The sequence below is a fragment of the Rothia mucilaginosa genome, from assembly GCF_001548235.1.
In the GTDB taxonomy this organism is placed as follows: domain Bacteria; phylum Actinomycetota; class Actinomycetes; order Actinomycetales; family Micrococcaceae; genus Rothia; species Rothia mucilaginosa_B.
The window spans coordinates 1,169,967-1,192,952 of sequence record NZ_AP014938.1; the positions used below are offsets into that span (position 1 = coordinate 1,169,967).

Below are 22,986 nucleotides of genomic sequence, written 5' to 3' on the forward strand. Positions count from 1 at the left end.
TCTCACACCTTTCACCGAGGATAGAAAATGAAGAAAAACCTTTCGACCCGCGGCGCGGCGGCACTGTTGGCGCTGGCTATGGGGTATATGGGTCAGGGCGCGGCCCAGGCGGCATACATTCAGCCGAAATCTGCACAGCCTGTAGAAGAGCTGGAATTTGATGTTAATTGTTTTGACATGCACTTCTATTACGGCAAGAACGTTATAACCAATTTGCACTGGGCGGAGTGTACCGGCCTGATTACGAAGAAGCAGGTTGTTGGGCTGGCTACAACCGATGAAGATAAGTTGCCGAACGGGGTCATGACTATCTCGCGTGGCCGCTTGCTGGAGCACCTGTACCATCTGGCGGGTTCACCCGAGGTGAAGAACCTGCCGGAGAAGTCCCCGTACACCGACCTGACTCCGGGCGATGCCCGTTATAAGGTTGCTATTTGGGCGACCCGTGTAGGTTTGAGTGCTGGTTGGTCTGATGGTTCCTTCCACTACGACACTCCGGCGAGCCGTGGCGCCTACTTTACCTTCCTTTATCGTGCTGCGGGTAGCCCCAAGGTGACTCTGGAATCTCTGGATGCGGCGAATGCTGTGCGTGCTGAGAAGGGTGCTGCTCCCATTAAGGAGGGTAGTGAGTTGCATCGAGCAATGAGCTGGGTGTATCAGCATGCGCTGGCGAAGGGGGAAGATGTCCGGGCGTATGACACTAGATTCCTCACTGACGGGTACACGCCGGGGGATTTCAATGAAACACCGGATTTCTATTACGTTTCGTACCCCACTATTTTCACCCCTCTCATGATTCTTGATTACCGTGAGGAGTTGGCACCGATTGTGGCTCGTCTGCAGTCGCTGTCCTAACGGCAGGTGAGCGGGAGGGCTTGCTGGGGGCGTGTTCCCCGTGTCTGGTTCGTGCGATTTTTCGTGCGTGCTGGAGGCGGCGGGCACGCCCCCTTTTGCTGCATCTTTCGCCTTTGTTGTGTCTTTCGCCGCATCCGCCTGCACACCGGGTGTAGTTGATTGCGCGAGGTGCAGATTCCGAGTATGTTCAAAGAAATTCACTCTTCTTCCGTTCTCACACCTTTCACCGAGGATAGAAAATGAAGAAAAACCTTTCGACCCGCGGCGCGGTAGCACTGTTGGCACTGACTATGGGCTTCATGGGTCAGGGCGTGGCCCAGGCTACGCATATTGATCCGAAACCTGCACAGCCTACTGAAGAATCCAAGGCTAATGTCAACTGTTTCGAAATGTACGGCGAATACGGCAGGAACGCTATGAACAGTTGGCAGTGGGCGGAGTGCACCGGCCTGATTACGAAGGAACAGGCTGTTGAGCTGGACAACATCGATGAGTGGTCCCTGCCGAATGAGGTCATGACCATTTCGCGCGGCCGTTTGCTGGAGTACCTGTATCAGCTGGCTGGCTCACCCGAGGTGAAGAACCTACCGGAGAAATCCCCGTACACCGACCTGACCCCGGGCGATGCGCGTTATAAGGTTGCTATCTGGGCGACCCGCGTGGGTTTGACCACCGGTTGGTCTGATGGTTCCTTCCACTACGACACTCCGGCGAGCCGTGGCGCCTACTTTACTTTCCTTTATCGTGCCGCGGGTAGCCCTAAGGTGACTTTGGAACCCCTGGGTAAGGCGAATGCTGCACGATATAAGAAGCGTTTTGCCCCCATTAAGCGGGGAAGCGAGTTGCATCGAGCAATGAGCTGGGCGTACCAGCATGCAATGGCGAAGCGGGAGGATTATGACCTGCCCATGAACTTCAACTACCCCAGGGCCGATTACGTGACATGGGACGCCTACAGGGTGCCGGACTACTACTTCGCTTCGCACCGCACTATTTTTATTCCTCTTATGATTCTGGACAGTCATGAGGAGTTGGCACCGATTGTGGCTCGTCTGCAGTCACTGTCCTAGTGATAGGTGAGCTGCAGATGAACGGAGAGGGCGTGTTCCCAGTGTCTGGTTCGGGCGAGTTTTCGTGCGTGCTGGAGGCGGTGGGCACGCCCCTTTTTTGTGCTCTTTGATTGTGTTCGGAGGTTCCGTGGAAGGACATGTGTAACCGAACTATTCTTCGGAAAACAGCCTCGGAGGGCTTCTTGGGGTGCTAATATAGGCGTATTACGAAGAATACTTCGTATAACCTGAGGTTCTGTAGCGGTGAGGAGGAGGCCCCCATGGCATTCGACGCAACGGAGTTCGCGCAGGAATTTGGTGCCCAGGTTCGTGCCGTCCGCAAGTACGAAAAAATCACCCAAATGGAGTTGGCGTGGATGGTTGGGCTCAGCGATAAAACGATCCGCGATATTGAGCGTGGGCTACCCGGCCCGTCAATTGGTGCGGTCCTCAAGGTCGCCCAAGAGCTCGGCATCGAGCTGACTATTGCCAACCCCCTCACCTAACCCCTCCCCACACCGTGCTAGAAGGCTGAACTGGAGAAAAGCCATGACAGATGAACTTATGGCAGATGTCTATAAAGATGGTGTTCTCGCCGCATATTTGAGGCGAGATGCTAATGGGTTGATTCATTTCACCTACCGAGCAGAATATAATGGTCCGGCAGTTGCTACGAGCCTGCCTTTGGGTACGGAATATACTGCAGAATCAATTCCTCCTTTCTTTCAGAATCTTTTGCCCGAAGGCTATAGGCTTGACGTTGTCAGTTCCGAGAAAAAAATCAGCAAAAATAACACCCTGGGCTTATTGCTGGTGATTGGTTCTGACGTTCCAGGCGATGTGCAAATTATTGAGCACGGGCGGGAACTGTACACCGCTCCTGCCGCGTTGGTTAACCAACCTGAGGCTGTTTCTTTTACAGAGCTTATGGGTACGGTTGACCGCCGAGGACTGCCTGGCGTTCAAGAAAAGCTGAGCGCTGTCATGAAAACCCTACCTGTACATTGGAAGGGCGCTGGCTACGATGCGCTTCTGAAAATCAGCCCGCAACGAATGCCTGGGCTCGTAGAAAACGAAGCTGCCCACCTCACGGCGGCCGCACTCATGGGGATTCCTGTAGCTCAGCATGAGCTTGTCTATGATCGGGACGGCGTATCGGGTTTGATGGTTTCTCGATTCGACAGAACACCCTCTGGGGGACGCATCGCCATGGAAGATGGTGCCCAAATTTTGGGTATTCCTTCAGGTGAGAAATACACGGAAGACAACCATGCCGTGACAACAGAGAGCGTCATTCAAGCAATGGTGAAGCTTGCTGCTTCCCCGGCTATTGCCCGAAGGAATCTTTACCTGCATTTTCTCTACGCCTGGCTGACAGGCAATGGGGACCTGCACGCAAAAAATATTTCGCTCCTCAAGGGACGCCGTGGATGGGAAGTAGCTCCTATCTACGACATCCCCTGTTCGCTTGTACACATTAAATCCCTGTCTATGGCGCTTAGCGTGAACGGAAAAGATAACTCGAATCCCGGCGACGGTTCACCACCCGAAGACTGGAAGATTACTGTTGACGATTGGCTTGCTCTTGCCGATACCATCGGTCTTCCACCCAAGGTGCAGAAAGACGCCCTAAAGCGTGCTCTCAAAGCGGCTCGAGCAGTTCGCTGGCCCACAGACCGAGCCGCCCCGGGATATGTTTTCAACTCAAATGCCTCACCGTTTAAGGCCATGCAGAAAGAGTTGGAACACCGTCAGGACGAGTTTGAAGAGTACCTTCATCCGCGCTCCTAAGGCTCCTGACTTCTTGAGCCTTCGTTATTTCTAAATTCTCCTCGTGAAGTATCTATATACATAGACACTTCGCAATTTCTACAGAGGAGCTTTCTACAAAGGAACCACCATGCAGAATGGACGCGCAGGACGCCTGCACCCCGCCGTCGGCACTGCCCGCCGCCACCTCGCCGCCGCCCTCGAAAAGCTCCTCGGCGCCGGAAGTATCAAAGCCACCGGACGCTCCCGCACCGCCTCCACCGCGGACGCTGCAGACCTGCCCCTGCTCCTGGTCGCCTGCAGCGGCGGCCCCGACTCCCTCGCGCTGGCAGCCATTGCCGCGCACTTTGCTCGCCGCGGCGACGTACGCGTAGGCGCCATCATCGTCGACCACGACCTACAAGAAAACTCCGCCGCGGTCGCCGCGCAGACCGCGCAGACCCTCGCCGACCTGGGGCTTCACCCCGTCATCACCGAAAAAGTGCAGGTTCCCGTCGGCAACATGGGCCCCGAAATGGCGGCACGCACCGCCCGCTACAGCGCCTTCACCAAAGCCGTTAAAGCCACCGGCGCCCGCGCCGTACTACTCGGCCACACCCTCGACGACCAGGCAGAAACCGTGCTGCTCGGCCTAAGCCGCGGCTCCGGCACGCGCTCCCTGGCGGGCATGCCGCCCGTGCGCGTCGAAGAGGGCGTCACCTACCTGCGGCCCTTCCTCGGACTGCGCCGCACCGACATGCTCGACATCTGCGACGCCGAAACCCTCACCCCCTGGATCGACCCGACCAACGCCGACGAAACCCTCATGCGTGCCCGCATCCGCCACAGCGTGCTGCCCTATCTGGAGGAGCACCTCGGCGGGGACGTCGCCCGCTCCCTGGCGCGCACCGCCTCCGTAGCTGGCCCCGATGCCGAATACCTCGACGAACAGGCGCAGGTTGCCTACAGGCAGGCGCTCCTACCCGCCGGAACCGCCGTGCGCGGCATTGAACGTGAAGACGCCGTGCTGCTGGACCATGCCGTGCTGCTGGACCGTGCGCAGGTGGCGGCGCTGCATCCGGCGCTTCGTTTGCGTGTGCTTGCCACCGCCTGCAAAGCCGCCGGGGGAGAGAACCCCGGCTTCGAGCGACTGCAGGCGCTGGACTCTTTCACCGCCGAATACGCGGTAGCTGGGCCCGTTCAGATGCCCGGTCACGTGAGCGCGTACCGCCGCCGCAAAATTGTGCATCCGGCAACCGGTGAACGCCTGGACGTGCTCGTATTAGTGCCAACTCGACCCTAACTAGGTGCCCGCGGAAGCATCCTCAGCACACACTATCTGCGTGGTGAGGTGCGCCGCGGCGCCGTTTTAAGCCATACTTAAGGCGAACACCATCCACATTGTCCGCCGTGGGAAGGCATGAAACCCCGCACCCGGGGCCCCCGGCGGAGGCGCAGAGCGTCTAAAGATACGAAGGAATACATCGTGCAGGCTATCGACGTGCAGGACGATATTAAGAACGTTCTCTTCAGCAAGGAAGAGATTAACGCGAAGGTCGCCGAACTGGCGGCGCGCATCGACGAAGACTACGCTGGTAAGGACGTGCTGTTGGTGGGTGTTCTTAAGGGCGCCATCATGATCATGGCTGACCTTTCCCGCGCTCTCAAAGGCCACTACACCATGGACTGGATGGCTGTTTCTTCTTACGGTTCCGGCACCAAGTCCTCCGGTGTTGTGCGTATCCTCAAGGACCTGGACACCGACCTGGTGGGCCGCAACGTCCTGATCGTTGAAGACATCATTGACTCCGGCCTGACCCTGGCATGGCTGCAGCAGAACCTGATTTCTCGCGGTGCAGCTTCCGTTGAGATCTGCACCCTGCTGCGCAAGCCCAAGGTCGTCAAGGCTGACGTTGAGGTCAAGTACGTCGGCTGGGACATCGAGCCCGAATTCGTTGTTGGTTACGGCCTGGACTTCGCTGAGAAGTACCGCAACCTGGACTGCGTCGCAACCCTGCACCCGCACGTTTACTCCTAAGCCTTCACCTCAGTAACCATGCTGTAGGTGTTACGCCCCGCCTCCTCACGCTTGTGGGGGAGCGGGGCGTTGCTGTACCCGGAGGCGGATACCCCCGGCAGTGGATATACCCGGCAAAGAAAATGCACTTTCACCCCCGCCGAGTGCTACAACCCTTTAGCCCGCAGGTGAAATAGAGAAGCCCGGTACCTAGCCGCCCGCCGGGGTAGGGTACATTTAAGGTTGCATCGTTGGGTGTTTCGGCTAGTATGCCGCACCCCAACGGGTTACAGCCGCAACGTAAGGACAAAGCATTGGCGCAAACCCCCAATACTCCGCAGAAAGGTTCGGAGGGCTTCCTGAAGAAGCTGATTAACGGCCCCTGGTTCTGGCCGGGTGCAGCTCTCGTAATCATGCTGGCTTTCCTCATGACCTCCTTCTTCACTCAGCCCTCACGTCAGGTGGACACCAACGTGGGTCTTCAGCTGCTCAACGACCACCAGGTCAAGAGCGCAAAGATCTACGACGGCGACCAGCGCGTCGAGCTGCAGCTTAAGGACGACTACAAGAAGGGCAACGACAACTACGGTAAGTCGGTGCGCTTCTACTACGTGCAGCCCCGCGGCGAAGAAGTTGCTAAGGCAATGGAATCCGCCGAGCTGGAAAGCTACACGGACCAGCCGGTTGAGCACAGCTTCCTGAGCTCCCTGGTGTCCCTGCTGTTGCCGATTCTGCTCTTTGGTGTGCTCTTCTGGTTCCTGATGGGACGAGTCGGAGGCGGCTCATCCGTGATGAGCTTCTCCAAGTCCCGCGCGAAGAAGTTCACCAAGGACAAGCCGGAAGTGCGTTTCAGCGACGTCGCCGGCGTGGATGAGGCGCTCGCCGAACTGGAAGAAGTCCGCGAGTTCCTGGCTGAACCCGAAAAGTTCACCCGCCTGGGTGCAAAGATTCCCAAGGGCGTTCTGCTGTACGGCCCTCCCGGCACCGGTAAGACCCTGCTCGCCAAGGCTGTGGCGGGCGAGGCTGGCGTGCCGTTCTACTCGATTTCTGGCTCTGACTTCGTTGAAATGTTCGTGGGTGTGGGTGCGTCCCGCGTGCGCGACCTGTTCAAGGAAGCGAAGAGCGACCCCGCCGCCATCGTCTTCGTCGACGAGATTGACGCTGTTGGCCGCCGCCGCGGCGTCGGTATGGGTGGCGGTAATGACGAGCGTGAGCAGACCCTGAACCAGCTGCTGGTTGAGATGGACGGCTTCGACGGCAACTCGAACGTCATCGTCATTGCGGCAACGAACCGACCCGACGTCCTGGACCCGGCGCTGCTGCGTCCCGGTCGTTTCGACCGCCAGATCGGTGTGGACGCCCCCGATATGCAGGGCCGCGAACACATCCTGCGCGTTCACGCGGCAGGCAAGCCGATCGCTAACACCGTTGACCTGGCTCAGGTCGCTAAGCGTACCCCCGGCTTCACCGGTGCTGACCTGGCGAACGTCATGAACGAGGCGGCACTGCTGACCGCCCGCGATAACGGCAACGTGATTGACGACCGCGCTATCGACGAGGCAATCGACCGCGTCATGGCTGGTCCGCAGCGTTCCTCGCGCATCATGAACGAGCACGATCGCAAGGTCACCGCCTACCACGAGGGCGGCCACGCCCTGGTCGCGGCGGCACTGCGTAACTCCGCGCCGGTCACCAAGATTACTATTCTTCCGCGCGGCCGCGCCCTGGGTTACACCATGGTCATGCCGCAGGACGACAAGTACTCCACGACCCGCCACGAGCTGCTCGACCAGATGGCCTACGCGATGGGTGGCCGCGCGGCGGAGGAGATCGTCTTCCACGACCCGTCCACCGGTGCCTCTAACGATATTCAGAAGGCAACCGACACCGCCCGCAAGATGGTCACCGACTACGGCATGAGCGCCGTGATTGGTTCCGTGAAGCTCGGCAGCGAAGACACCGAACCGTTCCTCGGTGGCGGCGGTGCTTCGGCACGCAACTACTCCGAAGCAACCGCGGCAAAGGTCGACGCTGAGATTCGCGCCCTGCTGGAGCAGGCGCACGATGAGGCGTTCGCGATTCTGCTGGAGAACCGCGACGTGCTGGACCGCCTGGCCTTCGCCCTGCTCGAGAAGGAAACCCTGCTCGAGCACGAGATTGCCGAAATCTTCAAGGACGTTCGCAAGCGCCCCGAGCGTGAGTACTGGTACTCCAAGCCGACCCGCGAGCGCACCAACATCCCGCCGGTGAAGGCACCGAGCGAGCTGGCGAAGGAATCCGAAAAGGTTGAGGAAGCACCTGCCGCTGCACCTGCCGCTCCTGCTACGGCACCTACTGTTCCGGTAGCACCGGCTGCACCCGTGCAGCAGGCACCGACCCAGCAGGCACTCGCGCAGCCGGAGGTGCCGCTCACCAACCCGGACGCCGACCCGACCGTCGCAATGCCCACCCAGCAGTACCCGAACTACCCCGCCCCTCCGGCGCAGCGCCCGGAGAACGGCACCCCGAACCAGAATGGAGCAGAGAATGAGCGAGGTTAAGAACGCCGTCGACCAGCCGCGTATTGAGGCTGCCGTCCGTGAGATTCTGCTCGCGATTGGTGAGGACCCGGACCGTGACGGTCTGCAGCAGACCCCGGCACGTGTGGCGCGCGCCTACGCGGAGTTCTTCTCGGGCCTGCACCAGGATGCCGGCGAGATTCTGGGTACGACCTTCGACATCGCCCACTCTGAGATGGTGCTGGTGAAGGACATTCCGTTCTACTCCACCTGTGAGCACCACCTGGTGCCTTTCCACGGTGTGGCGCATGTGGGTTACATTCCCGGCCCGGACGGTAAGGTGACCGGCCTGAGCAAGCTTGCCCGCGTGGTGGATATGTACGCTCGCCGCCCGCAGGTGCAGGAGCGTCTGACCACGCAGGTGGTGGAGGCTCTGGAGGAGCACCTGAATCCGCGCGGCGCGATTGTGGTGATTGAGGCTGAGCACATGTGCATGTCGATGCGCGGTGTGCGTAAGCCGGGCGCGAAGACCGTGACCAGCGCGGTGCGCGGTGCGCTGATGAACGGCGCAACCCGTGCGGAGGCGATGAGCCTGATCTTCTCGCAGCGCTAAGCGCGCTCTAGACACGCGAAAAGGGGCGGAGGTGAAAACCTCCGCCCCTTTTCGCATCGCCAAAGTGCTCCGAGAGTGTGTTCTGAGCCGGTACCTTCCGCGGCTGCGGCAGCGTCGGCAGTGCCGCACCGCAGAAGCTTAGACGAGCCCCGCCGCTAACGCTGCAGAGAACCCTTCGACCCGCTCGGATCATCCCAACCCAGGGCAAGAGTCACGATCAAGCCCACGGCAATGAAACCGCAACCGGTCGCGGTGCCAAAAGCAATCCAGCGCACGGCAGGAGCACCTTCAGCAAGCACAATAGTCACCAGTGCGGCAAGAGCTACCAGGGATAGGATCCAAGCTCCAGTCTTCATGTTCACAATGAGTCACTTCCTAGAGTATGTATGTGTGGGTGCGCACCGCCGACCGGGAACGCGCCCGGCGCGGTATGCGTGCCCTCCCAGCATACCCTTAAATAAGTATCTGCAATGCAAATATTGCTTGTTGTGTCACCAGAATCGCCTCCGCCGCTATCTCAACCTCCGCCCCGATTACCCTTCCAATCCCCACCCCAATCACAGCGGCAAACATGGCGGCATCGCAGATTCGGTACGATAAATTTATGACTGAATCCACACACACCACCCATGTAGCCCCCCTGCCCTGCGACGCGCTCGCCGCCGAACGCACCCTCGTGATGGGCATCCTCAACGTCACCCCCGACTCCTTCAGCGACGGCGGCCAGCACTACGCCGCCACCGACGCCATCGCCCGCGCCGCCCGCATGATCGCCGAGGGCGCCTCCATTATCGACATTGGCGGCGAGTCCACCCGCCCCGGTGCCGTGCGCATCAGCGTGGAGGAGGAGCAGCGCCGCATCCTGCCCGTCATCGAGGCAGTCGCGCAGATGGGCACCACCATCAGCGTGGACACCATGAACCCGCAGACCGCCCGCGCCGCCATCGCCGCGGGTGCGCACATCATCAACGATGTGTCCGGTCTGAACGTGAGCGATGAAATGATTGAAACCGCCGCCGAACTGCAGGTGCCGTACATCCTCATGCACGCCCGCGGCACCTCCCAGACCATGGACAGCCTGGCGGAGTACCCGCGCGGCGTGGTCACCGAGGTTGTGGAGGAGCTGACCGGCCTGCGTGAGCGTTTCCTTGCCGCCGGTGTGCTGCCGCAGAACCTGATTCTTGACCCGGGTCTGGGCTTCGCGAAGGGCGGTATGCAGGATTGGGAGCTGCTCGCCGCCATTGACGAGCTGCAGGGCCTGGGGCACCGCCTGCTCATTGCCGGTTCCCGCAAGCGTTTCATCGCGAACGCTCTGACCGCGGCGGATATGGCGCTGGCTGAGCGCCTGAACGCGAGCGGCTTCACCGCAACCGCTGCCGGTGAGGCTGAACGCGAACTGTGGCAGTCGCTGTCGGAGCCGCGCCCGGCTCAGCATCGTGCCGCAGCTTCTGCGGCGGTGACCGCCCTGGTGGCGTCGCGCGGCGTGTGGGCGGTGCGCGTGCACGACGTGCCCGCCAGCGTGGATGCGGTGACGGTCGCCTCCGCGCTACGTTCTGTCAGCTACGGCTCTGTCAGCTAACGCCGTTAGATACTCGCCAACCCAACGCCCCAAATACTTTCTAGGAGACCCCCCAATGACCCAGGCAGATTACGCCCGCCACGACCGCATCACCCTCACCGGCATTACCGCCAGGGGCTACCACGGCGTGCTCGATTTTGAGAAGCGCGACGGCCAGCCCTTCGTCGTGGACGCGACTCTGTACAGCGATTTTTCCGCCGCGGCCGTTACCGATGACCTGACGAAGACCACGAACTACGCGCTCGTGGTTGACCTGATTCACCGCCACGTGACGAACGGTTCGCTGGACCTGATTGAGACCCTCGCCGTGAATATTGCCGAGGGGATTCTTGCCATGTTTGAGCTGGTGGAGGCGGTGGAGATTACCGTGTCGAAGCCGCAGGCGCCGATTGAGTTGCCGTTCGGTAACGTTGCGGTGAGCGTGTTCCGCGAACGCGCCGCTGAGGACGGCCGCTAGTGGTGGGTGCGGCAGAGTATGCGCACCGCGCGGTGTTGGCGTTGGGCTCGAACCTGGGCGAAAGCGAAGACACCCTGGAGCGCGCTGTTGCCGACCTGGTGGCCGGTGGCGTGCAGCTGGTGCGCGCCTCCGGGTTGTACCGTACCGTACCGGTGGGTGGCCCGGCGGGTCAGCCGGATTTCGTGAACGCGGTCATTGAGGTGACCACTGACCTGGGCGCCTACGAGCTGCTGAAGCTGTGTAATGCGGTGGAGGCGGCGCATCACCGTGAGCGCCTGGTGCGTTGGGGCCCGCGCACCCTCGATATTGACGTGATTGACTATGACGGCGTGATCTCTGAGGATCCGGTGCTGACTCTGCCGCATCCGCGGGCGCAGGAGCGTGCTTTTGTGCTGGTGCCGTGGGCGCAGATGGATCCGCAGGCGCACCTGACGGTGACCCGGCGTGCAGAGCCTTCGGGGGAGCGTGCGGATGAGGTTCCTGCACCGCTGAGCCGCGAGGTTGTGAACGTTGCGGAGCTGGCCCGCACGCTGGTTGAGGCGGATGAAGACGCTATTAGCTATATGCGTGAGATGAAGGTACCCGATTAGCCTTAAATGTGGCACTCTGGAAGGTAGAGGAACCTACCGAAAGGAAACACCATGAAGCCCCTGAGCTATCGGGCGATTATTGTGGCGGCGGTGTGCGCTGCCGCTGTCGCTCTTATGGTGAATTCCGTGATGATTCGCGCCGGTTTTGGCGAGCTGAATTTTTCGTGGATGCTCGGCGCGGTGTGCCTGCTGGTTGCGGCGGGTGCCGTGTGGCTGGGCGTGCAGGTGGCTCGTTATCGTCGTATTCAGACGCGTGAGAAGGTGCCGCATATGGGCCCGATTCTTGCGGCGCGTGCGGTGGCGTATGCGCAGGGGGCCATCATGACCGGTGCCCTGTTGACGGGCTGGTGCGGTGCGATTCTTGGCTACCATGTGGCGATGGTGTCTACGCGCGGTTTTTCGGTGGTCTTTTGGGAGGTTCTTGTTAATTGTGTGGGCAGTGTTGCCCTGCTGATTGCTGGCCTGTGGGCGCAGCATTGTTGTCGTATTCCGCCGGAGGATGATGAGGATGCGGCCTCCTCTTCCGGTGCTGTCAAGCCGCGAGAGGGAGGAACCTATGTCGGCTCCTAACCAGAATAGTTATTCGCCGAATGATCGGTACGGGCAGGACGCCCAGCAGGGTCAGTATGGTCAGGGTCAGCCTGTTCAGCAGAACCAGTACGGGCAGTACCAGCAGGCGGCTTGCGGTCAGCCGGGTGCCCAGCATGACCAGCAGGCGCAGTATGGTCAGCAGACCCAACCTGAGCAACAGGCGCAGTATGGACAGCAAGCCCAGCCTGAGCAGCAGGCACAGTACGGTCAGCAGGTTCCGCCCGCTGCCGCCTACCCGAACGCGCCGCAGCCAGTTCCCTCGCAGCCGGCGCCTTCTCAGCCGGTAAGCTCCCAGCCTGTGCCCCCGCAATCCGTGCCGGAGCCGCAGTGGGTGCCCGCCGCCTCCAGCTACCTGACGGTTCGTTTTGTTCACACTATTTCTGCCTTGGCGTTCCCGATTCTTGCGGGTATTGCCCTGTATTGTGCGGGTGTGTTCTTCGGCGGCCCGGAGGCGCTCCGCATCGCGGGCTTGGCTGTGGTCGCGGTGTTTGGCCTGTGGGGTCTGTGGTGGATTCTGACCACTCCGCGCCGTACTCGCGCGCTCGGCTACGCGCTGGAGCCGAATCACCTGATGGCTCGCCGCGGTATCGTGTTCCGTTCGATGAGCTCTATGCCGTACGGTCGCATCCAGTATGTTGATGTGGATTCGGGCCCGCTGGAGCGCATGTGCGGTGTTGCCCGCCTGACGGTGCGCACCGCGGGTACAACCACCGGCACGATGGTGCTGTTCGGTATTCCGCTGAACGTGGCGGAGGAGCTGCGCGCGGATCTGGTGCGCCGCGCCGATGAGCGAATGGCGGCACTCTAATGAGTACCCCGGTCCCGCCCAACCCCGCGCCGCAGGCGCCGCAGCCTCCTGTATCTCAGACGCCGCAGGAGCAGAAGTGGTGGCGTGCCGATATCCGCACGTTCATCATGAACCTCTGGTTCATTATTCTGCTGGCGTTCGGCTTCTTCCAGAGCATCATCCTGAATATTTTGACCACCCCGCCGAATGAGTGGGGCGCGCGCCTGACGCAGGCATTCGACGAGAATAGCAGCTACCTCAGCGCGACGTACTCGCAGCTCATCGGCTTCGCCGTGCTCATACTGATTCTGGTCGGCGGTTCGATTGACTGGTGGTTTACCCGCTACAGCCTGGACGATTTGGCGATTCACCGCCGCAGCGGTTTTCTGTTCAAGAAGAACCGCACGATTCGTCTGGAGAGCGTGCAGAGCGTGGACATTTCGCGTCCTCTGGTGGCGCGTCTGCTGGGTCTGTCGGAGCTTCGTTTTGAGGTGGCTGACGGCTCTTCGGAGGCGCTGCACATCAAGTACGTTTCTGCCCGCAAGGCGGAGGTTCTGCGCCGCACCGCGATGGCGAGTATTAACCTGCTGCGTTCGGAGGCGGCTGGCCGCCCGGTCGACGTGCTGCCCGATAGCATGCAGATTTCTGCGGAGCGCATGCCGGATGCGGATCAGCTGCACCAGCCGTTCGAGGCGTCCTACGGTGCGCCTGTGCAGGATGGCACCCAGCAGGACGGCACTCAGCAGGTGGCGCCTCAGCAGCCCGCACCCGAGCACTCTGCGCCCTATCAAGACGGCACCCAGCAGTCTGCACCTCAGCAACCCGCAGCATCCCGCCGCGGCGCTCGCGGCCGTATGCCGATGCCGGTCGCGGCTGACCCCTCGCAGCCGCCGATTTTCCGCATCTCGAATGTGCGTCTGATTGCCTCCATCATGCTGGAGCACCTGGTGTGGCTGGTGCCCGCCGTAGCCCTCATGGTCGGTGCCGCCGTCTTCGCCGCAATCATGGCTGGTGAGAGCCCGTTCCTCATTTTTATGGCGATGCTGCCCGGCACTTTCGCGCCCATGGTTGGTTACGTGGTTGCCCTCTGGACACGTTTTGATGGTGCCGCAAACTTCAAAATCACCCCCAGCGGTCAGGGTGGCGTGACCCTGCGGTACGGTTTCACCGGCACGCACACGCAGAACGTGATGGTTGAGCGTATTCAGGCACTCGCCGTGGAGCAGTCCATTCTGTGGCGTGCGTTCGGCTGGTACCGCATCAAGATGACCATTGCCGGTATTGGTATTGAGAAGAACGACAACCAGAAGCTGGTGACCCGCAATGTTGCCCTGCCGGTTGGCAACAAGCAGGAGACGCTGATGGTGTTGCGTCTGCTCCTACCCGCGCTGGATGAGGCGCAGGCGCAGGTGCTGCTGGATACCGCCAACGGTTCGCTGAAGAGTCAGAAGCCGCAGGTTCCGGCAATGATTGTGACGCCCTCTTCGGCGCGCTGGATGGACCTGCTCACCTGGAAGCGTAACGGCGTGACTACAGTTGGGTACACTGCCGGTTCGGTGCAGGCGACCACCCGCATTGATTCTGATGCGGCGCGTTCGAGCCTTGGTGAGCATACGCGAGGTGACCTGCTGCTGATTCGTGGCGGCTACTTTATCCGTACGCTGTCGATTGTTCCGGTCAGCCGTGTGCTGAGCGTGAGCCGAGGTCAGGGCCCGCTGCAGCGTGCCTTCGGATGCGCGAGCGTGCATTTCGGTACGGTGCCCGGCCCGGTGCGCACGCTCATGATGCACCTACCGCCGCGCGTCTGCGAGGACCTGGTGTGGTTGATGACGGTTCGGCTGGAGGGCATTGAGCCCTACTACCGCGTACCGGAACCCGCGCTGGGTTCTGCGCCTGCTGCGAACGGGTACAGCGCGCGCTAACCCGCCAGCAAAACTACAGAACGCGCCCTGCCGTCAGTGTTCTTCGTGACACTGACGGCAGGGCCGGCGTGAAAGGGAGAATATACTTAAAGCCGTGATACAGCATTCAAAACCTGCGCGTTTGGGCATTGGAATTATTTCAGCCGGGAGGGTCGGATCCGTCCTCGGTGCGGCTCTGCGCGCCTGCGAGCACACTATTGTGGGTGTTCACGCGGTCTCTGAGGCTTCTCAGGAGCGCGCCGCGATGCTGCTTCCCGATGTGCCGCTGCTGCCGGTGGAGCAGATTGCTGAGCGTAGCGAATTGCTGATTCTCGCGGTTCCCGATGATGAGCTGCCGGGCCTTATCACCTACCTGGCGTCTTCGGGAAGTATTACCGCCGGTCAGATTCTGGTGCACACCTCCGGCCGTCACGGCACCGAGGTTCTCGCACCGGCGACTGCGCTGGGCGCTATCGGTTTGGCGATTCACCCCGCCATGACCTTTACCGGCATGTCCGTGGACCTGCAGCGCCTGAATGGCACCTGCTTCGCCGTGACCGGGCCTGCGCCGTTCATCCCGATTGCTCAGGCACTCGTGGTGGAAATGGGCGGCGAACCCGTGCACGTTGCCGAGGCTGACCGGGCGCTCTACCACGCAGCCCTGGCGCACGCCGCGAATCACCTCGTGACCATCCTGGGTCAGTCCCAGCAGATGCTCGCCTCCATCGGTATTGAGGACCCCGCACGCTACATGGGGCCGCTCGTGCGAGCCGCCGTGGACAATGCGCTCGCCAGCGGCGAAGGCGCTCTCACCGGGCCCGTGGCACGTGGAGATGCCGGTACCGTGAAGGTTCACCTTCAGGCTCTGAATGAGTACTCAGAGCATGAGAAAACAGGTGATATTACAGACTCTTACGCCGCTCTGGCACACGCAACCGCAAAAAGAGCGCATAATAGAGGTTTGTTAAACGATGAACAACTGGGACGAATTGAGAATCTGCTGGGTGAGTCTTCGGACCGCAACCACCCCGGCGATATTGATGATTCAGCCCCCGAAAACAAGGAGTTCTCGTCATGACTGAGACTTCGATGCCCCGAGTCGTGACCACCATTGCGGATTTCCGCACGGCAATCACCGAATCCCTTGCCGCAGCGCAGGAGGAACTGGACCGAGCAGCCCGCCAGGAGGCGGAGCAGAACGGCACCGCAGTTCAGTACAAGAACGCATCCCTGGGCTACGTGCCCACCATGGGCGCCCTGCACGACGGCCACGCAACCCTGTTGCGTCGCGCCGCTGAACAGAATGATGTAGTGGTCGCCTCCATTTTCGTGAACCCGCTGCAGTTTGGCCCCGGCGAGGATTACGAAGCATACCCGCGCACCTTGGAGGCAGACGCTGCCCTGGCTGGTGCCGCCGGTGTTGACATTATTTTTGCCCCCGAGGTTGAAGAGATGTACCCCGACGGCGACCCGCTCATCCGCATTTCAAGCGGCGAGCTGGGCACCAAGTTTGAGGGTGCGACCCGTCCGGGCCACTTTGATGGCGTGCTGACCGTGGTCAATAAGTTCTTCAACATTATTCGCCCCGCAGCCGGTAACCACTCGGTGAACGCGTACTTCGGTCAGAAGGACGCTCAGCAGTACATCCTGATTCAGCGTATGGTACGCGATTTCAACCACGACGTGACCATGCGCCCTGTGTCGATCGTTCGCGACGATAACGGTCTGGCGCTGTCTTCGCGTAATGGCTACCTGTCGGATGAGGAGCGCGAGTCTGCCCTGGTACTGTCCCGCACCCTGGCGATGCTGCGTGAGAATTCGCTGAACCGTGGCTTCCACGAGATTGATTTGGACGGTGCGCGTGAGCGTATCAATTCCACTCCGGGTGTACGCCTTGACTACCTGGAACTGGTCGACCCGATGACTTTCGGTGAGCCGACTGAGGAGTCGGAGCGAGTGCTGGCACTGGTTGCTGCGTTCGTTGGCCCGACCCGCCTGATTGACAACATGGACCTGCGCTAAGCGTTCGTTCGTTTAGAAGAGTCCCCAACACACTACACAGATAGGTATCACTGTGAGCACTGAGCACACTGCCGCACCGGCGATTGCTGATATGTCCGAGCAGATGCAGATTCGCCTGGAGAAGCGTGCGAAGCTGATCGAGTCGGGTCGCGAGGCATACCCGGTGGGTCTGCTGGATTCTGAGGGTAACCGCGTGGAGCCCAACCACATTGAGGATCTGCGCGCCGAGTACGATCCGAAGCTGGCTGCTGAGGAGCTGAAGGCTGGCGACGAGACTGACCGTGTGGTGCATGTTGGTGGCCGCGTGGTGTTCGTCCGTAACACCGGTAAGCTGTGCTTTGCGACCCTGCAGGGTGGTACCGAGGGTAAGCGCATCCAGGCGATGCTGTCGCTGGCTGAGGTTGGCGAGGAGTCCCTGGCTGAGTGGAAGTCCCTGGTTGACCTGGGTGACCACGTGTTCGTGACCGGCCGCGTGATTGTTTCTCGCCGCGGTGAGCTGTCCATTATGGTGACCGACTGGAAGATGGCGTCGAAGGCGCTGCGCCCCATGCCGGTTCTGCACAAGGACCTGAACGAGGAAACCCGCGTTCGCCAGCGTTACCTGGACCTGATGGTTCGCGAGGAGGCTCGCGAGCTGGTGAAGAAGCGCGCCCTGATTACCCGCACCGTCCGCCGCGTGCTGGAGGATCACGGCTACATTGAGGTTGAGACTCCTATTTTGCAGCTGGTGCACGGTGGTGCGACGGCTCGTCCGTTCCGCACCCACCTGAACGCTTTTGACCAGCCGATGACTATGCGTATTGCGACCGAGCTGCCGCTCAAGCGTGCAGTGGTGGGTGGCATTGAGCGTGTGTACGAGATTGGCCGCGTGTTCCGTAACGAGGGTGTGGACTCGACCCACAGCCCCGAGTTCACCACTCTGGAGTGCTACGAGACCTACGCTGACCAGTTTGTGATGGCTGAGCGCATGAAGGAGATTATCCAGAGCTGCGCGAAGGCTGTCGGTACCGAGCGTATTGAGACCGAGAACGGCACCATTGACCTGTTCGGTGAGTGGAAGTGGGTTGGCGTGTACCCGGGCCTGTCTGAGGCTGTGGGCGTTGAGATTACCCCCGAGACTGACGCATCCGTTCTGCGTGAGATTGCTGAGAAGCACGAGGTGGACATCGACCCGAAGTGGGACGCTGAGAAGCTGGTGACCGAGCTCTTCGGTGAGATCGTTGAGCCGACCCTGGTGAACCCGACCTTCGTGTACGATTACCCGCCGAGCGCTCAGCCGCTGGCGCGTCCGCACCGTTCTGGTGCACCGCTGATTGAGGCGTGGGACCTGATTATTGGCGGTATGGAGCGCGGTACCGCGTTCTCCGAGCTGATTGACCCGGTTATTCAGCGTGAGCGTCTGACCGCCCAGTCGCTGCTGGCTGCTGCCGGTGATGATGAGGCGATGGAGCTGGATGAGGATTTCCTGCGCGCCCTGGAGCACGGTGCACCCCCGATGGGTGGCCTGGGCCTGGGTATTGACCGTCTGATTATGCTGCTGGCGGGCGACCAGGATCCGGAGCGTCCGGGTACTGTGGTGCGTCAGCCCGGTATTCGTGAGACTATTCTCTTCCCCCTGATGAAGCCGGAAGCCTAAGCTTTAGCTTCACCTTGAGAGGTGTTAGTACGGCGGGTGCCGCGGATACGGTTGTATCTGCGGCACCCGCCGTTTTCTGTGCATTCTTTTGCACGGTGTATAGCTTCTGGGGTGGGGTTTTCTGTTTATTTGCACAGGTCAGGGGCGTTTTAGGGTGCTTTTTTGCTCCAATCTGGCGCTGATTTATGCTGCTCTATTTGCTCTGACGGGGGTTTCTGTTCTTATACACGAATGTCTTGTGCAGAAAAGAATGGGGTGCTGGGATAGGGGTGGAATTTCGCTTTTGAATAGCGTAGGAATGTATGGTGCGAATGGTCTAATGTGCGGGCTCGTACGGGCGCTATATTTCACTCAGATTGTCGGGGACGCCGGGGTGCATTATTAGGTGTCTTTGTCTCTGGGCGCTGTGTCTGCTGTCTGGAAGAACCCTGGAAGAATCCAAAGTATTTGCACTCTAAACTTCACTTTAATGTTCTTGTGGTGAGTGCAGATTTAACGGGGACGCACAGAAGCGATATATCGCTACGGGCGAATGGTGCATTGTTTCAATACTCAGAATGTTTTCGGAATCTTTAATATGTTTCTGTTACTATATGAAAGAAAATTAGTACATAAATATATCCGGCACACTATTTTCTCAATCCCGATAGAGGCTTTTGGGTTTACTCCACAGGATATATGCAACAGATGAGGAGGTGCCTCAATGGCACAGAAGGTTCGCATCATCCTTGAAGACGATCTCGATGGCGGCCCCGCAGACGAAACTATCCGTTTTGGCCTGGACGGCGCTCACTACGAAATCGATCTGTCCTCCGCAAACGCAGCTCGCCTGCGTGACGCTATCCGCCCCTTCGTAGCGAAGTCCCGCCGCGTGCAGGGCACCGCTACCCAGCGCACCCGTGCCCCCCGTGGCACCGCCGCTCCGGTCAAGCGCAACCCCGAGACCGCAGCAATCCGCGAGTGGGCTAAGGCTAACGGCCACAAGGTTTCTGACCGTGGCCGTATCCACCAGGATATTCAGGACGCATACTATGAGGCGATGAAGGCTCAGGGCTAAAGGCTCTCGGTATTCACGCTGTCGGAGGGTTTGGTGCTTTAGGGTGCTAATCCTCCGGGCGCTAAAGGCGGATGGTGATAACACCATCCGCCTTTAGCTTTGCCTCGGTATTTCTTGATATGTGTTACATATCTGCGGAGGGAGGGGATGTTTTTATGTCGCCCACCCCAATTAACTATTTACATGTAAAATATATTGATCCTTTGCTGAGGCTCGCTTCTGAAATTGTCAGAAGGAAGAGCGGGGAATCGGATGCGCAATTTGGTATCGAGTTCGGGCTCCCCATTTAGATTTCATGCATTGGCAGGAACACTAAAGGTGTTGGTGCATTAATCTCTTCAAAGCGGGGGATATGCGCTGTGATATTCACGCGGTCGTTGAGTCGAGTATTCCATCGAGGAGGCTGGAATGTACCGACTGAAATTCTCGAATAATTGGGGACCCTGCATCTTCGGTAGCTCTTTCGGAACGTATTCGGAACGGGCAGATTATCTCTTGAGGGGACGCCGAAATGATGCGGGAATTATCCGGGAAATAGGCGCCGTATTATCCGGCAAATGTTTTTTGCGAATTATTGAAATTTCTCACTTAAACATATAAATTTTTAAAAATTTCTGCAATATATTCATGCACGTGCAGGAAACAAGCGGTTTGGGTGTTGGTCTATGTGGCTTCTTGTGGGTTCCCCTCTTCTGCAAGCCCTCGTATCGACGCCGCAGCCCCTCAGAACCCACCCGTAGCGCCTCCCTGCCAGAAGCCCCGAAACCACCCCGAAACTGCGCCTCAAACGCCTCGAACAGCTTATCTGTTCTCTTGATGGCGAACAGATGCCCATCAGCCCGCCCTTTCGGCCGCGCTCAACGTACTCTTGTATCAATAGGAAAATGCAAGGAGTGCGTAAATGTTTGAACGCTTTACCGATCGAGCTCGGCGCGTTGTGGTGCTTGCCCAGGAAGAGGCACGCATGCTCAACCACAACTACATCGGTACCGAACACCTGCTGCTCGGTCTGATTCACGAGGGCGAAGGCATCGGTGCTCGCGCCCTGGAATCATTGGGCGTTACCCTGAACGCAGTACGTGAACAGGTTCAGGACATCGTCGGCCCCGGCCCCCAGGCGCCTAACGGCCACATCCCCTTCACCCCGCGCGCGAAGAAGGTTCTCGAACTGTCCATGCGCGAGGCTATTCAGCTGAACCACGGCTACATCGGCACCGAACACATCCTGCTGGGCATGGTTCGTGCCAACGAGGGCGTGGCAAACCAGGTGCTGGTCAAGCTGGGCGCTGAGCCCGCAGCCGTGCGCCAGGCTGTTATGGACCTGATTTCCGGCTACCCCGGCAACAACTCCGGTGAAAAGGAAACCGCCGGCGTGGGTGCAGGTAACTCTCGCGAAGGCACTCCCGCGGGTTCGACCATCCTGGATCAGTTCGGCCGCAACCTCACCGCAGCAGCACGTGAGGGCGAGCTGGACCCGGTCATTGGTCGCCACAAGGAGATGGAACGCGTCATGCAGGTCCTCTCCCGCCGCACCAAGAACAACCCCGTGCTGATTGGTGAGCCCGGCGTCGGTAAGACCGCCGTCGTGGAAGGCCTGGCACAGGCTATCGTGCACGGTGACGTCCCCGAGACCCTCAAGGACAAGCACCTGTACACCCTGGACCTCGGCTCCCTGGTCGCAGGTTCGCGCTACCGCGGTGACTTCGAAGAGCGCCTGAAGAAGGTTCTGAAGGAAATCCGCTCCCGCGGCGACATCATCCTGTTCATTGACGAGATTCACACCCTCGTTGGTGCCGGTGCCGCTGAGGGCGCGATTGACGCTGCCTCCATCCTCAAGCCCATGCTGGCTCGAGGCGAACTGCAGACCATCGGTGCAACCACCCTGGACGAGTACCGCAAGCACATTGAGAAGGACGCTGCCCTGGAGCGCCGCTTCCAGCCGATTCAGGTTGAGGAGCCCTCTCAGGAGCTCGCCGTGCAGATCCTCAAGGGTGTGCGCGATAAGTACGAGGCACACCACCGCGTTACCATTACCGACGAGGCTATCGAGACTGCCGTGAACCTTGCGGCACGCTACATCTCTGACCGCTTCCTGCCGGATAAGGCTGTCGACCTGATTGATGAGGCGGGCGCACGCCTGCGCATCAAGCGCATGACCGCACCGCCGGAAATCAAGTTGCTCGACGAGAAGGCCGCCAAGCTGCGCCAGCAGAAGGAAGACGCCATCAACTCCCAGGATTACGAGAAGGCCGCAGGCCTGCGTGATCAGGAGCAGAAGGTTCTGGCTGAGAAGGAAGAAGCCGAGAAGGCATGGCGCGAAGGCGGCGACGCATTCGGCACCGTGACCCCCGAGGTTATTTCTGAGGTTCTGGCCGCTTCCACCGGTGTTCCGGTCTACAAGATCACCGAGGAAGAGTCCAGCCGCCTGCTGACCATGGAGCAGGAGCTCCACAAGCGCGTCATCGGCCAGGAGCACGCTATCGCGGCACTGTCCCGCGCTATCCGCCGTACCCGCGCAGGTCTGAAGGACCCGCGCCGCCCCGGTGGTTCGTTCATCTTCGCCGGCCCGACCGGTGTGGGTAAGACCGAGCTTGCCAAGGCACTTGCCGAGTTCCTGTTCGGCGATGAGGATTCGCTCATCACCCTGGATATGTCCGAGTACCAGGAGAAGCACACCGTCTCCCGTCTGTTCGGTGCGCCTCCCGGCTACGTTGGCTACGATGAGGGCGGCCAGCTGACCGAGAAGGTCCGCCGCAAGCCCTTCTCCGTGGTCCTGTTCGACGAGGTTGAGAAGGCTCACGCCGACCTGTTCAACTCGCTGCTGCAGATCCTGGAAGACGGTCGCCTGACCGACTCGCAGGGTCGCGTGGTGGACTTCAAGAACACCGTCATCATCATGACCACCAACCTGGGCTCGCGTGACGTGAACCGCCGCATCCCGGTTGGTTTCCAGGCGATGGACGACGCAACCGCCGACTACGAGCGCATGCAGGCACGCGTGATGGAGAACCTCAAGGAGCACTTCCGCCCCGAGTTCCTCAACCGTGTGGATGACATCATTGTCTTCCCGCAGCTCTCCGAGTCTGAGATTCTGCAGATTGTGGACCTGTTTGTGGGTCGCCTGGCTAAGCGCCTGGCGGAGCAGGATATGTCTATTGAGCTGACCAACGCTGCGAAGGTTCTCATGGCGACTAAGGGTTACGACCCGTCCATGGGTGCTCGCCCGCTGCGCCGCGAGATGCAGCGCAACATTGAGGACGCCCTGTCCGAGAAGATTCTCTTCGGTGACATCAAGCCCGGTGAGAAGATCACCGTGGACGTTGAGGGTGAGGGCGACTCCGCGAAGTTCGTCTTCTCTTCTCAGCCGATGAAGGAGCTGTCGCTGGACTCGGTGCAGGAACTGAACGAAGCTGAGGCTCCCGCAGCTAAGGCACCTGTTTCTGAGGCTCGAGAGGGTCAGGGTGGGGACTAAGCCCTAGGTAGCTAGGCTCTATCGCACTAAACGCCTGTGGGGCGGTATCGGAATGATCCGGTACCGCCCCACAGGCGTTTTCTGTCTTCTGTAGGCTCCAGAAGCCTTTCTGC

The 22,986-nt window shown here is 60.0% G+C and carries 20 protein-coding genes; 19 read left to right on the forward strand and 1 reads right to left on the reverse strand.

Going from position 1 to position 22,986, the window contains the following annotated elements:
- The first annotated feature begins 27 nt into the window (after window positions 1-27).
- The 8 genes from RM6536_RS04475 to folE all read left to right on the forward strand — a co-directional run bounded on the left by RM6536_RS04475 (window position 28) and on the right by folE (window position 8,781).
- Window positions 28-855, forward strand: a complete 828-nt coding sequence (locus tag RM6536_RS04475; protein ID WP_060824213.1) for an S-layer homology domain-containing protein — start codon at window positions 28-30, stop codon at window positions 853-855.
- 239 nt (window positions 856-1,094) lie between these two features.
- Window positions 1,095-1,925, forward strand: a complete 831-nt coding sequence (locus RM6536_RS04480) for an S-layer homology domain-containing protein (protein ID WP_060824214.1) — start codon at window positions 1,095-1,097, stop codon at window positions 1,923-1,925.
- A 260-nt stretch (window positions 1,926-2,185) separates the two neighbouring features.
- The gene (locus RM6536_RS04485) at window positions 2,186-2,410 is read left to right on the forward strand and encodes a helix-turn-helix domain-containing protein (protein ID WP_060824215.1); all 225 of its coding nucleotides are present in this window, start codon (window positions 2,186-2,188) and stop codon (window positions 2,408-2,410) included.
- A 43-nt stretch (window positions 2,411-2,453) separates the two neighbouring features.
- Window positions 2,454-3,695 carry a type II toxin-antitoxin system HipA family toxin gene (locus tag RM6536_RS04490; RefSeq protein WP_060824216.1) on the forward strand — a complete coding sequence of 414 codons (1,242 nt, stop codon included), beginning with the start codon at window positions 2,454-2,456 and terminating at the stop codon, window positions 3,693-3,695.
- 109 nt (window positions 3,696-3,804) lie between these two features.
- Window positions 3,805-4,956 carry a tRNA lysidine(34) synthetase TilS gene (tilS, locus tag RM6536_RS04495; RefSeq protein ID WP_060824217.1) on the forward strand — a complete coding sequence of 384 codons (1,152 nt, stop codon included), beginning with the start codon at window positions 3,805-3,807 and terminating at the stop codon, window positions 4,954-4,956.
- Between the two features lie 183 nt (window positions 4,957-5,139).
- Window positions 5,140-5,691, forward strand: a complete 552-nt coding sequence (gene hpt, locus RM6536_RS04500; RefSeq protein WP_005504342.1) for a hypoxanthine phosphoribosyltransferase — start codon at window positions 5,140-5,142, stop codon at window positions 5,689-5,691.
- 293 nt (window positions 5,692-5,984) lie between these two features.
- The gene (gene ftsH / locus RM6536_RS04505) at window positions 5,985-8,210 is read left to right on the forward strand and encodes an ATP-dependent zinc metalloprotease FtsH (RefSeq protein ID WP_060824218.1); all 2,226 of its coding nucleotides are present in this window, start codon (window positions 5,985-5,987) and stop codon (window positions 8,208-8,210) included.
- On the forward strand, window positions 8,197-8,781 hold the full coding sequence (gene folE, locus RM6536_RS04510; protein ID WP_060824219.1) for a GTP cyclohydrolase I FolE: 585 nt from the start codon (window positions 8,197-8,199) through the stop codon (window positions 8,779-8,781). Before ftsH ends, folE begins: the two co-directional genes overlap by 14 nt.
- Before the next feature lie 155 nt (window positions 8,782-8,936).
- Here folE and RM6536_RS04515 read toward each other — a convergent pair whose 3' ends face one another.
- Window positions 8,937-9,143, reverse strand: coding sequence for a hypothetical protein (locus RM6536_RS04515; protein ID WP_060824220.1), 207 nt, complete (start codon window positions 9,141-9,143; stop codon window positions 8,937-8,939).
- 242 nt (window positions 9,144-9,385) lie between these two features.
- On the opposite strand from RM6536_RS04515, the gene folP reads away from it, so the two are divergent.
- The 11 genes from folP (at window position 9,386) to RM6536_RS04570 (ending at window position 22,873) form a co-directional block, all read left to right on the forward strand.
- Complete coding sequence (folP, locus tag RM6536_RS04520; RefSeq protein ID WP_060824221.1) at window positions 9,386-10,360, forward strand: dihydropteroate synthase; 975 nt, start codon at window positions 9,386-9,388, stop codon at window positions 10,358-10,360.
- A gap of 55 nt (window positions 10,361-10,415) precedes the next feature.
- Window positions 10,416-10,817, forward strand: a complete 402-nt coding sequence (folB, locus tag RM6536_RS04525; RefSeq protein ID WP_060824222.1) for a dihydroneopterin aldolase — start codon at window positions 10,416-10,418, stop codon at window positions 10,815-10,817.
- Window positions 10,817-11,407, forward strand: coding sequence for a 2-amino-4-hydroxy-6-hydroxymethyldihydropteridine diphosphokinase (gene folK / locus RM6536_RS04530; RefSeq protein WP_060824223.1), 591 nt, complete (start codon window positions 10,817-10,819; stop codon window positions 11,405-11,407). Before folB ends, folK begins: the two co-directional genes overlap by 1 nt.
- A 51-nt stretch (window positions 11,408-11,458) precedes the next feature.
- Window positions 11,459-11,977, forward strand: coding sequence for a DUF3180 domain-containing protein (locus RM6536_RS04535; RefSeq protein WP_060824224.1), 519 nt, complete (start codon window positions 11,459-11,461; stop codon window positions 11,975-11,977).
- Window positions 11,964-12,806, forward strand: coding sequence for a PH domain-containing protein (locus tag RM6536_RS04540; RefSeq protein WP_060824225.1), 843 nt, complete (start codon window positions 11,964-11,966; stop codon window positions 12,804-12,806). Before RM6536_RS04535 ends, RM6536_RS04540 begins: the two co-directional genes overlap by 14 nt.
- Window positions 12,806-14,707, forward strand: a complete 1,902-nt coding sequence (locus tag RM6536_RS04545) for a PH domain-containing protein (protein ID WP_060824226.1) — start codon at window positions 12,806-12,808, stop codon at window positions 14,705-14,707. The genes RM6536_RS04540 and RM6536_RS04545 overlap by 1 nt, the downstream gene beginning before the upstream one ends.
- Window positions 14,708-14,801: 94 nt before the next feature.
- The gene (locus tag RM6536_RS04550) at window positions 14,802-15,764 is read left to right on the forward strand and encodes a Rossmann-like and DUF2520 domain-containing protein (protein WP_060824227.1); all 963 of its coding nucleotides are present in this window, start codon (window positions 14,802-14,804) and stop codon (window positions 15,762-15,764) included.
- Window positions 15,761-16,708 carry a pantoate--beta-alanine ligase gene (gene panC / locus RM6536_RS04555; RefSeq protein WP_060824228.1) on the forward strand — a complete coding sequence of 316 codons (948 nt, stop codon included), beginning with the start codon at window positions 15,761-15,763 and terminating at the stop codon, window positions 16,706-16,708. Before RM6536_RS04550 ends, panC begins: the two co-directional genes overlap by 4 nt.
- A gap of 52 nt (window positions 16,709-16,760) precedes the next feature.
- Complete coding sequence (lysS, locus tag RM6536_RS04560) at window positions 16,761-18,344, forward strand: lysine--tRNA ligase (protein ID WP_081094652.1); 1,584 nt, start codon at window positions 16,761-16,763, stop codon at window positions 18,342-18,344.
- Window positions 18,345-19,047: 703 nt separating this feature from the next.
- Window positions 19,048-19,401, forward strand: coding sequence for a histone-like nucleoid-structuring protein Lsr2 (locus RM6536_RS04565; RefSeq protein WP_060824230.1), 354 nt, complete (start codon window positions 19,048-19,050; stop codon window positions 19,399-19,401).
- A 901-nt stretch (window positions 19,402-20,302) separates the two neighbouring features.
- Entirely contained in the window at window positions 20,303-22,873 is a 2,571-nt protein-coding gene (locus RM6536_RS04570; protein ID WP_060824231.1) for an ATP-dependent Clp protease ATP-binding subunit, read from the forward strand.
- The last annotated feature ends 113 nt before the right edge of the window (window positions 22,874-22,986 follow it).

Excerpts from the sequence above, each read along its gene's own strand:
- RM6536_RS04565 (WP_060824230.1), top strand. The coding sequence starts at position 19,048 with ATGGCACAGAAGGTTCGCATCATCCTTGAAGACGATCTCGATGGCGGC.
- panC (WP_060824228.1), top strand. The coding sequence starts at position 15,761 with ATGACTGAGACTTCGATGCCCCGAGTCGTGACCACCATTGCGGATTTC.
- RM6536_RS04535 (WP_060824224.1), top strand. The coding sequence starts at position 11,459 with ATGAAGCCCCTGAGCTATCGGGCGATTATTGTGGCGGCGGTGTGCGCT.
- RM6536_RS04570 (WP_060824231.1), top strand. The coding sequence starts at position 20,303 with ATGTTTGAACGCTTTACCGATCGAGCTCGGCGCGTTGTGGTGCTTGCC.
- folE (WP_060824219.1), top strand. The coding sequence starts at position 8,197 with ATGAGCGAGGTTAAGAACGCCGTCGACCAGCCGCGTATTGAGGCTGCC.
- RM6536_RS04485 (WP_060824215.1), top strand. The coding sequence starts at position 2,186 with ATGGCATTCGACGCAACGGAGTTCGCGCAGGAATTTGGTGCCCAGGTT.
- folB (WP_060824222.1), top strand. The coding sequence starts at position 10,416 with ATGACCCAGGCAGATTACGCCCGCCACGACCGCATCACCCTCACCGGC.
- RM6536_RS04490 (WP_060824216.1), top strand. The coding sequence starts at position 2,454 with ATGACAGATGAACTTATGGCAGATGTCTATAAAGATGGTGTTCTCGCC.
- folP (WP_060824221.1), top strand. The coding sequence starts at position 9,386 with ATGACTGAATCCACACACACCACCCATGTAGCCCCCCTGCCCTGCGAC.
- RM6536_RS04540 (WP_060824225.1), top strand. The coding sequence starts at position 11,964 with ATGTCGGCTCCTAACCAGAATAGTTATTCGCCGAATGATCGGTACGGG.
- RM6536_RS04545 (WP_060824226.1), top strand. The coding sequence starts at position 12,806 with ATGAGTACCCCGGTCCCGCCCAACCCCGCGCCGCAGGCGCCGCAGCCT.
- RM6536_RS04480 (WP_060824214.1), top strand. The coding sequence starts at position 1,095 with ATGAAGAAAAACCTTTCGACCCGCGGCGCGGTAGCACTGTTGGCACTG.
- tilS (WP_060824217.1), top strand. The coding sequence starts at position 3,805 with ATGCAGAATGGACGCGCAGGACGCCTGCACCCCGCCGTCGGCACTGCC.
- RM6536_RS04475 (WP_060824213.1), top strand. The coding sequence starts at position 28 with ATGAAGAAAAACCTTTCGACCCGCGGCGCGGCGGCACTGTTGGCGCTG.